The following is a 7,833-nucleotide window of genomic DNA, read 5'->3' as shown; positions in this document are numbered from 1 at the left end:
TTAGAAGGTATGATAAAGAAGGAATTGGCAAACTTTGCACCAAAGATTCACTGTAAGCCAGTTTCTTTTTTGGATAGGTTTTTAAAATCGTGTTTTAATCAAATATTAAATTATGGCTCTTATCACAAAAGGCAAAGGGATATCATCAAATTAAAGATATATTTTACGCTTCTGTTAGAGATACCGACCATTCACTAAACATTAACACATTTGATATTAGCGACTAATCTTAAAACGATATCCCCTCTCTATATTAATCCTTTTCTAGACTTGATCGGCAAATAGAGAGATTTAACCTGAAAGTCGAGGCGGCTGCACTTGATTCGGGGTACCTTACAAATCCTATTTGTAAAGGCTTATCTGAGAATTCATAAAGGTAATCATCAAACAAGAACTAGATGATTAACTCCCCTCTATCTATTTCAACTGAATTGGTGTCCATTTTTATGATCAAAAATAAAGTCCTCTATAAAGAGCGATAGTGCTTCTACAATTCTCAAACCTTTTTAAATAGCCGTTTAATAAGCAGTCAATCTCGTATGTTAGTTGTTACCTTATAAAACTACACAGCTAACTCGTTTCCTTTGCGTATCCAATGAACTCTTTAATATTGTCAAACCGGGGGTCATCCCGTTACGACAATAAGTTCGGAATCTTCATGGTGACTGATATTAAATTAAAAACTGTCCAAATTTTCTTTTCTATTGGCAGTAGGATTTATTAACCAGTAAAGTTATTTGGAGAGACCATATAAACAAGCGTATATCCATCGGGTTCGCTGTTTGCTAATTCACCCCTACCAATCCAACCTTCACCTTTTTGACACAATACACCCAAGAGAATTAAAAATGAAGGCAAAAAAACCACCCACGATGTTGTGAGGGGTCTCATTGTGTTTATATGTGTTTATAAAGTTTGTTGATGTCAATGAAAAAACGTGTTAAGAATCGAAAAAGAAAGCTTGTATGTACCTGTGAAATACTCAAATCGTTATTATTTTCACCCAACTGATTCTGGCTTTCGTTACATCCTGATCCTATTCCGATAACCGTTAATACTAAAAGACCGATCTTTAAATTGTTTTATTTTATATATCATGAATAATCACCTCTGTGTTTCATCCATTATTGAGAGAGTAAAAAGGTTGGTTTACTCGACCAACCTTTTTTTGTCTTTTAATTATTGTTGTTTGTATTGTGGTTCTTCTTGTTCGATTTGTTGAACGCGTGGTTCAACGCTTTGTAAAACAGATTGGGTTTGTTTAGCAGCATCTTGGTAAAGCTGCTTCGCTTGTTCATTATCTGTACTAAGAGCAAATGTTTCAAAGCTAGCTTGAGCGCTTTTTAATCCGGCTAAAGCTGTTTTAACGTCATTTATGACTGTCATGAATAACACCTCCTATTATTTTTTTTGAAACCTTTCTTAGAATGTTTGAAGATAGAAATATTTATTCATACAAAGTTTTTAAAATTCGAATTATATTTTTATTATTTTCGGAAAAAATACTCTTGGCAAAAAAAATCAAGGAAGAGAGAATAGGGTAAATTTTACGGTTGTACTTTTGTAAAAGCTGATTAAAGTACAATTGTTTTACAATTCGAGGGGGATTTTCCTTTTCGAGAAGCAAGACTGGTATGCTTATTTAGAAATGGAGTATTGATGCAGTTTGTATTTTTCATAAAATTAAAAAAGAGGTAGACGGAGTATGTATAAGGACTATCCTGAAACGATTTATATGGACCAAAACCACGAGCAAGGTGTAAGCAATTTAATAAAAATATAAATCAGTATTTTTCCAATCCTATTATACATAAGGAAATTAATGGTGATAAAATATATGTTGCCTTGGACCTAGACAGAATCTGGAATAGGATAAATTAATATTTAGTTTAGCCACAAATACTCCCCACCTGCGTATAGGTGGGGAGTATTTAATGCTATCTAAAGGTGGGGGTCTTTAAAACTAATCTAAAATACCTGCATATTTTTGACCGCTGTGTGGCAATCTACCCAAGTGATTACAACATTGTTAACAAGGAGGAAACATCATGCAACAACCGCAGACGGGTATGGTTAATCAACAAGCACAAACTTTCATGACGCAGCCGCCTGAAATAATGTCAACAAAGGATCATCTCTATTTAAACGATATGTTAAGCTGGAATCTACTTGCGATGAAGAAAATGCATTTTTTCGCTCAACAATGTCAAAATCCAGAAGTAAGAGCAGCACTTGAACAAGCTGGACAAATGCACGACCGACACTATCAACAGCTGCTTCAACAGATGCAACAGTATGTAACTCAACCTTCACAAAATATGAATCAATAAGGAGGATACGATAGTGGAAAATAATAATCCAAACAAAATTAAGAATCCTGAAACACCAGTTCCCAAGACGCCGCAAATGAACGATAGAGATTTTCTAAACGATGCCTTAACTACGGAAAAATATATATCTTCCTCATATTCGACTGCATTAAAAGAAGCAAGCCATGGGTCGTTGTATCGTACAATTGCGTCTATTTCCCAAGAAACTGAAGACTGTCACCGGAATCTATATAACTTAATGTTTAAAAACGGATGGTACGCTTTGGAAAAAGAAACTCCACAAACTATTCAACAATCGGTTCAACAATTTTCTAACTACATGCAAAGCCAAGATCCATATAGAGGCAATTTAATACAATAAAGAACAAGTGTTCAAGGAGAACAAACTCAGGGTACACACAACAATAATTATGCAAGACAAAAGGTTGGTTGGATGTTAACCAACCTTTCTCTTCTTTAGAACCTTCCTACAAACGTGTTCAAAGTATTAAATTGCTCAAATCCTGCCATATAAATACTAAAATAATGGTTGTGTTAAAAATGAATCAAGAAACTAAAATTGCAAATGAGCTTCAGAAAATGTTGACTGAAAATCAAATCCCTGTTTCCGTCCAGGAAGATATTAATGTGCTCTCTGAAAAATTAGCTAATGGAGATATTACACTTGGTGAATTAGAAAATAAAGATCAGTTTGTAGAAGAGGTTATTCAGAAAGCAAAAAATAGAATCGGATAAAATAGGGAAACTTTGTAATATTATCTATCATAAGTCTATACATAATTGCTTATTGCTGTATTTCATCAAATTTCTTTTTAGACTATCTGAATAAATAAAGAATAAACGGAGAAAATAATTTAGAAATTACAACAATCGAAAGGGCGGTAAAGATGAATCTTAAGTGGATGAAACTTTTATCAACAGTTTTTCTTTCAATTTTCTTGTTATTAGGGTGTAATAATGGAGATGACGATAATAATCCACCACCTGAGGATGTAACTCCAGGGACAGAGGAACCAATTGAAGATCCTAACGACGCAACAGATCCAGATACTATTGATGAAAATAATGTCACCCCTGATACAGAAGAATCAATTGAAGATACTGAAGACGCAACAGATCCAGATAATATTGATGAAAATAATGACAACACTAATACAGAAGAACCAATTGAAGATCCTAAAGATGTAAATGACGCAGATAATAAAGATGAATAAGTTTATACACCGTTTGTTCTCAAACGGTGTTCTTTATGTATCAAGGTTTGAGAACACAGGAGATCAATGGCACGATCATTAAAAAGCAAAATTCTACGATTGTTTTTCGTTCTAATACACTTTCGACCAAGGAACTTATTGAATATTTTAACAGTCAGGCTATGGTTGAATTTGCTGAACCCAATTATCTTTATCTGCAAAATCAAATTGGACTTCCTAATGATTTGCTGTATAGAGAACAATACCAATGGAACTTATCGGCCATTCAAGCAGAAGCAGGCTGGGATATCACCAAAGGCGATGAACATATCATTATTGCTGTAATAGACACTGGCGTTGATCTGGACCATCCTGATTTAAGAAGACGATTAACAAATGGTTATAATGTCCTGTTGAATAATAATTTCCCTGATGATGACAACGGGCATGGCACCCATGTATCAGGAATCATTGCATCGGAAACAAACAACCATGAAGGCCTTGCGGGTGTCACCTGGTATAACAAAATAATGCCTATAAAAGCGATGGGTGCCGAAGGGCATGGGACAACCTTTGATATAGCAAAAGGGATTTTTTGGGCAGTGGATCATGGAGCCGATATCATTAATATGAGTTTAGGTAATTATCAGCATTCTTCCCTTTTAAAAGAGGCCATCGATTATGCATATAGTAAGAATGTTGTCTTGATTGCTGCAGCAGGAAATGAAAATACTATGCAGCCGAGCTATCCAGCTGCTTTTCCTAATGTTCTCAGTGTCGCTGCCGTAAGTTACACCGGACAACGTGCCCCTTTCTCAAATTATGGAGATTATATCGATGTTGCAGCTCCCGGAGTTCAAATTCCGAGCACCTATTTTAACCAGCAGTATGCAGCTTTATCAGGTACTTCTATGGCTTCGCCTCATGTGGCAGGACTTGCTGGCCTCTTGCTTTCAGTAAACCCTAATTTAACGAACCAAGAAGTAATAGACATTATTAAGAATTCTACTTATGATTTAGGAATCCCTGGAACTGATCACGAATTTGGTAGTGGCTTAATTAATGTAAAGAATGGATTGGAAGATGCCCAAAGCAAAAGGCAATAATCCCTTTTTGAAACCGTTGCTTTTCGTTGTTATAAAACTTCTACATGATGTACATTGTTTGTACATGATAATGGAAAAACTAAGGAGGGAATTTTAGTTGGAGTGGATTTTTTATCTATACCTGTTAAATACTTTCTTTATGTTATTCATAGCAATTTGGGAAGTTCGTCGGCCAGCCAAAGCTTTGAATTGGATAGTAATCGTCCTTGTTTTGCCTGTCATTGGTTTCTTACTATATCTTAGCATATCAAATCCCAAGCTTATTCATCGTAAAAGATTGACCTCTTCTCATAATGAGTCTGATAAGTTACCTGATACATATAGTGATTCAGCATCGATAATCGCCGATGCTTTAAGGTATTTTACTGTAGGCGGGCTTGGCTTCGAGTCGGCAAAGTCCAAGCTGGAGTTCAAATCTACCAGTACGACAAAGGAATGATACATGCGAAGGTGTTGACCATCGATGAGGAGATTGCTGCCGTAGGCTCAGCAAACTATGATATGAGAAGTTTTCGCCTGAATTATGAGGTGTGTCAAGTCGTGTACAGTGCTGATGTGGCAAGGGAACTCACAGAGCAGTTCGAGAGGGATCTTACTGATTCTGTACCATTAAGAATTGAAAACTTGTTGCAACGATCCCTGACCGAGCGCATTGTTGAACAGGGTGCTCGCGTGCTTTCTCCATTATTATAAGTTGAAAAAACCGGTATTATTTATCTTTCTGATTTTAATTAGCTTACATGTTGTAATATAAATATTTTAAAACATGAGGATTTTTGAAATCGAGTGAAATATAAAATGGAGGAATAAATTTTGGGTGAAGTTTTTTTGGGTTTACTGACAATCAAAGTCATAGTAGGTTTTGTCACCTTATTTTTTATCATTATCATAACCGGTAGAACATCAATCTCTCAGTTAACCCCGTTTCACTTAGTTTTTGTATTAGTGCTTGGAGATTTTTTAGGAAATACCATTTATGAAAATAAGGTAGGGATTTTTCACTTTTTATATGCCATCGGATTGTGGACGCTTCTCATGTTGGGGATAGAGTTCTTGACTCTAAAAAATAAATCGACACGTTCTCTCTTATTGGGCATATAATTACATAACTGTGGGTTTTTGGTCATTTAAAATCAGGATAAAATTGGAAGTTATAAAAAATATTCTTATACATCATTCTAATAAAGTAAAAATTAAAGGCAGCGTTATTTATAACAGTAAAAAATGACGTAAAGACAGGGCTAGCTTCGAAACATTTGCAATCAACAAGCTAAGCAGCTTTACCAAGAGGCTACACACTCAATCCGTTCTACACAGCGTTGAACCACGCGTTCAACAAATCGAACAAGAAGAACCGCAATAAGCCCAAGATGGAAGCCAAGCTTCCCAAGGCAGTACGCAAGGAGCACAAAATCAATAAGGAAATGAGTTTACAAGCAAAAATAATGAACAACAAGTAAGACAACAAAACAAACAAGCCCAGTCTCATAAAAAAAAATAACTGAAGCACACGTTCGTAAAAATTACAATTCTAAGCTTTATGTCGCAACATTCTTGGTATATTACAGAGAGCGAATAAAAACTAAGCTTTCTTACCAGATCAATGCTTTTCAAATCCTATCATACATAGGGAGATACATGGGAATAAGGTATTCGTTCCATTGGATTTAAAGAGAATTTGGAATCAATAAAAGTTTTTAGCAATGAAATATAGCAACCGTTTTGATTATAAGGCTTTCCATTAATTCTTCTAGCTGAGTGGCGCTAAACGCTCCGTCAATGTGAAGATCATCTAATTTATTCTTTACATCTTGAACAATCTTAGGATCAACAATGTCACGCATGTAAAGAATTGCAACGGTTGTTTTCGTACGAACGCCTACTTTTTTCGTTTCATAAACCATGCTGGTTGATTTGATTCGTTTCCGAATTAACGCCACATTGACTCCCACTTCTTCCACAAATCCATCCTTTGGCCCCCGTACCGAAAGCATTCGCATCATCTGTACGTTCTTTCAAGCTGCGCGTAATATCTGCTGTTCTACTCATTTTAATTTGCAGGCCTTCATAATGGTTTTCCAAGAGATTTCGGATGCTATGGGAAATATTTAAGGTAATTTCTTTTTCCTGCATCCCATTGCCAATAGCTCCTGGGTCCATTCTCCCGTGACCAGGATCTAAATATAATTTAAACATTTTACACCACCTCGTACAAATAAAATATGATCGAAGAGTAACGGAGGTATAGGAATTCGTCTGAGATACATATAAAAATAGGTGATGATAGGCATTACATTTCATTGAATCAGATGATTTATTTTAAAGCTAAGAAATTTTCCAAATGCGAGACCATATGTATGAGCAGCAATTAATGTTCCATATTTTTCGTGGGTCAGGCAAACTCTTGTTCATCTAGACAGTAGGCTGATTGATTATTGATGCTTCTTTCTTAACAAAACACCTAAGTGATTCTCTGTGCATATACTGTATCATTACTACAGGATTATGATTAAATACAACTCAATCCATACACAAAATAATCAAGGAGAGGTTAATTTTGAAAATTCCAAAGACAGCCAAAGTTAGTATCCCCTTTCCATCCGTATGGGGGATTGATGCTTCTATTGCGGGGAGATCCATTATTAGAGGTATACTTACCATTGATTCCATTGTAGACAACAAAGTAGTAGGTACAGTTAATTTTCGTGGTATACCTATTCCGATTAATGGGTATTGGGACGAAAGCGCTAAACAAATAAGTTTCGATTCACCATATGCCTCCTTTTTTGGCAACTTGACAATATTTGATGAGACCGCTATAAGCATTCGGCATTTCATTTTAAGTGGACGGTTTATAATGAAACCTCCCTCTTTGCTGGCTGGTGAATACGGAAATTGGATTGCTACAACCTTTACAACCCGTTTGGGACCTCCCATATATACTAATGTTTTACCACCTGCTGGTGCCTTTTCAGTCTCAAGTATGCTCTTGGGACAGCAATTGTTTTAATTAGACCATGACTTTATAAAAACAACCTTCCTTTGTGACTAAGGTTGTTTTTTAAAAGTGTTCTCGAAAAATACAGCCTTGCTTTAAATCTGAGTTTAGCGTATATCTCCGTTAAAATGTACTCGGAACCCTTTGATGATCGTGCCTAGTTAGATAAACAAATATTGATACTTCCTTATAGAAATAGCCTGCTT

12 protein-coding genes and 2 pseudogenes are annotated in these 7,833 nt (G+C 35.6%); 10 read left to right on the top strand and 4 right to left on the bottom strand.

The annotated features are described in order from the left end of the window. Window positions 1-198: hypothetical protein (locus tag ACFFHF_RS02280; protein ID WP_377057531.1), on the top strand; the 198-nt coding region annotated here is incomplete at its 5' end. Between the two features lie 233 nt (window positions 199-431). Here ACFFHF_RS02280 and ACFFHF_RS02275 read toward each other — a convergent pair. Both ACFFHF_RS02275 and ACFFHF_RS02270 read right to left on the bottom strand, forming a co-directional pair. Continuing rightward, a pseudogene (locus ACFFHF_RS02275) lies at window positions 432-556 on the bottom strand (tyrosine-type recombinase/integrase); the annotation flags it as partial. Between the two features lie 623 nt (window positions 557-1,179). Then, window positions 1,180-1,386 carry a DUF1657 domain-containing protein gene (locus ACFFHF_RS02270; protein WP_145582939.1) on the bottom strand — a complete coding sequence of 69 codons (207 nt, stop codon included), beginning with the start codon at window positions 1,384-1,386 and terminating at the stop codon, window positions 1,180-1,182. 662 nt (window positions 1,387-2,048) lie between these two features. On the opposite strand from ACFFHF_RS02270, the gene ACFFHF_RS02265 reads away from it, so the two are divergent. The 8 genes and pseudogenes from ACFFHF_RS02265 to ACFFHF_RS02235 all read left to right on the top strand — a co-directional run bounded on the left by ACFFHF_RS02265 (window position 2,049) and on the right by ACFFHF_RS02235 (window position 5,730). After that, complete coding sequence (locus ACFFHF_RS02265; RefSeq protein WP_377057530.1) at window positions 2,049-2,330, top strand: hypothetical protein; 282 nt, start codon at window positions 2,049-2,051, stop codon at window positions 2,328-2,330. A 13-nt stretch (window positions 2,331-2,343) separates the two neighbouring features. Further along, window positions 2,344-2,691, top strand: coding sequence for a spore coat protein (locus ACFFHF_RS02260; RefSeq protein ID WP_328823061.1), 348 nt, complete (start codon window positions 2,344-2,346; stop codon window positions 2,689-2,691). A gap of 68 nt (window positions 2,692-2,759) precedes the next feature. After that, a complete protein-coding gene (locus ACFFHF_RS02255) occupies window positions 2,760-3,065 on the top strand; it encodes a hypothetical protein (protein WP_377057529.1) in 306 nt (101 codons plus the stop codon). 152 nt (window positions 3,066-3,217) lie between these two features. After that, window positions 3,218-3,544, top strand: a complete 327-nt coding sequence (locus ACFFHF_RS02250; RefSeq protein ID WP_377057528.1) for a hypothetical protein — start codon at window positions 3,218-3,220, stop codon at window positions 3,542-3,544. 35 nt (window positions 3,545-3,579) lie between these two features. Further along, window positions 3,580-4,629, top strand: coding sequence for a S8 family peptidase (locus tag ACFFHF_RS02245; protein WP_377057527.1), 1,050 nt, complete (start codon window positions 3,580-3,582; stop codon window positions 4,627-4,629). Window positions 4,630-4,768: 139 nt separating this feature from the next. Continuing rightward, window positions 4,769-5,068 carry a PLD nuclease N-terminal domain-containing protein gene (locus ACFFHF_RS24765; RefSeq protein ID WP_411233864.1) on the top strand — a complete coding sequence of 100 codons (300 nt, stop codon included), beginning with the start codon at window positions 4,769-4,771 and terminating at the stop codon, window positions 5,066-5,068. Continuing rightward, window positions 5,026-5,322, top strand: a pseudogene (locus ACFFHF_RS24760) (phospholipase D-like domain-containing protein); the annotation flags it as partial. The gene ACFFHF_RS24765 and the pseudogene ACFFHF_RS24760, both read left to right, overlap by 43 nt. Window positions 5,323-5,442: 120 nt before the next feature. Beyond that, window positions 5,443-5,730, top strand: coding sequence for a DUF421 domain-containing protein (locus ACFFHF_RS02235; protein WP_299095162.1), 288 nt, complete (start codon window positions 5,443-5,445; stop codon window positions 5,728-5,730). Window positions 5,731-6,326: 596 nt separating this feature from the next. Here the strand turns inward: ACFFHF_RS02235 and ACFFHF_RS02230 are convergent. Together ACFFHF_RS02230 and ACFFHF_RS02225 are read right to left on the bottom strand one after the other, a co-directional pair. Further along, entirely contained in the window at window positions 6,327-6,569 is a 243-nt protein-coding gene (locus tag ACFFHF_RS02230; RefSeq protein ID WP_377057526.1) for a spore germination protein, read from the bottom strand. Then, the gene (locus ACFFHF_RS02225) at window positions 6,523-6,825 is read right to left on the bottom strand and encodes an N-acetylmuramoyl-L-alanine amidase family protein (RefSeq protein WP_017697717.1); all 303 of its coding nucleotides are present in this window, start codon (window positions 6,823-6,825) and stop codon (window positions 6,523-6,525) included. The genes ACFFHF_RS02230 and ACFFHF_RS02225 overlap by 47 nt, the downstream gene beginning before the upstream one ends. A 361-nt stretch (window positions 6,826-7,186) precedes the next feature. On the opposite strand from ACFFHF_RS02225, the gene ACFFHF_RS02220 reads away from it, so the two are divergent. Further along, window positions 7,187-7,639, top strand: coding sequence for a hypothetical protein (locus tag ACFFHF_RS02220; RefSeq protein WP_144521919.1), 453 nt, complete (start codon window positions 7,187-7,189; stop codon window positions 7,637-7,639). Window positions 7,640-7,833: the final 194 nt, after the last annotated feature.

This window comes from Robertmurraya beringensis, assembly GCF_042433785.1.
Classification (GTDB): Bacteria; Bacillota; Bacilli; order Bacillales; family Cytobacillaceae; genus Robertmurraya_A; species Robertmurraya_A beringensis.
The sequence above is the reverse complement of the archived record's forward strand: the minus strand, read 5'-3'. Positions and strand labels throughout refer to the sequence as shown.

Bases quoted from the DNA above. Each gene is read 5' to 3' on its own strand.
- ACFFHF_RS02270 (WP_145582939.1), bottom strand. From the start codon at position 1,386: ATGACAGTCATAAATGACGTTAAAACAGCTTTAGCCGGATTAAAAAGC.
- ACFFHF_RS02265 (WP_377057530.1), top strand. From the start codon at position 2,049: ATGCAACAACCGCAGACGGGTATGGTTAATCAACAAGCACAAACTTTC.
- ACFFHF_RS02250 (WP_377057528.1), top strand. From the start codon at position 3,218: ATGAATCTTAAGTGGATGAAACTTTTATCAACAGTTTTTCTTTCAATT.
- ACFFHF_RS02245 (WP_377057527.1), top strand. From the start codon at position 3,580: ATGTATCAAGGTTTGAGAACACAGGAGATCAATGGCACGATCATTAAA.
- ACFFHF_RS24765 (WP_411233864.1), top strand. From the start codon at position 4,769: ATGTTATTCATAGCAATTTGGGAAGTTCGTCGGCCAGCCAAAGCTTTG.
- ACFFHF_RS02225 (WP_017697717.1), bottom strand. From the start codon at position 6,825: ATGTTTAAATTATATTTAGATCCTGGTCACGGGAGAATGGACCCAGGA.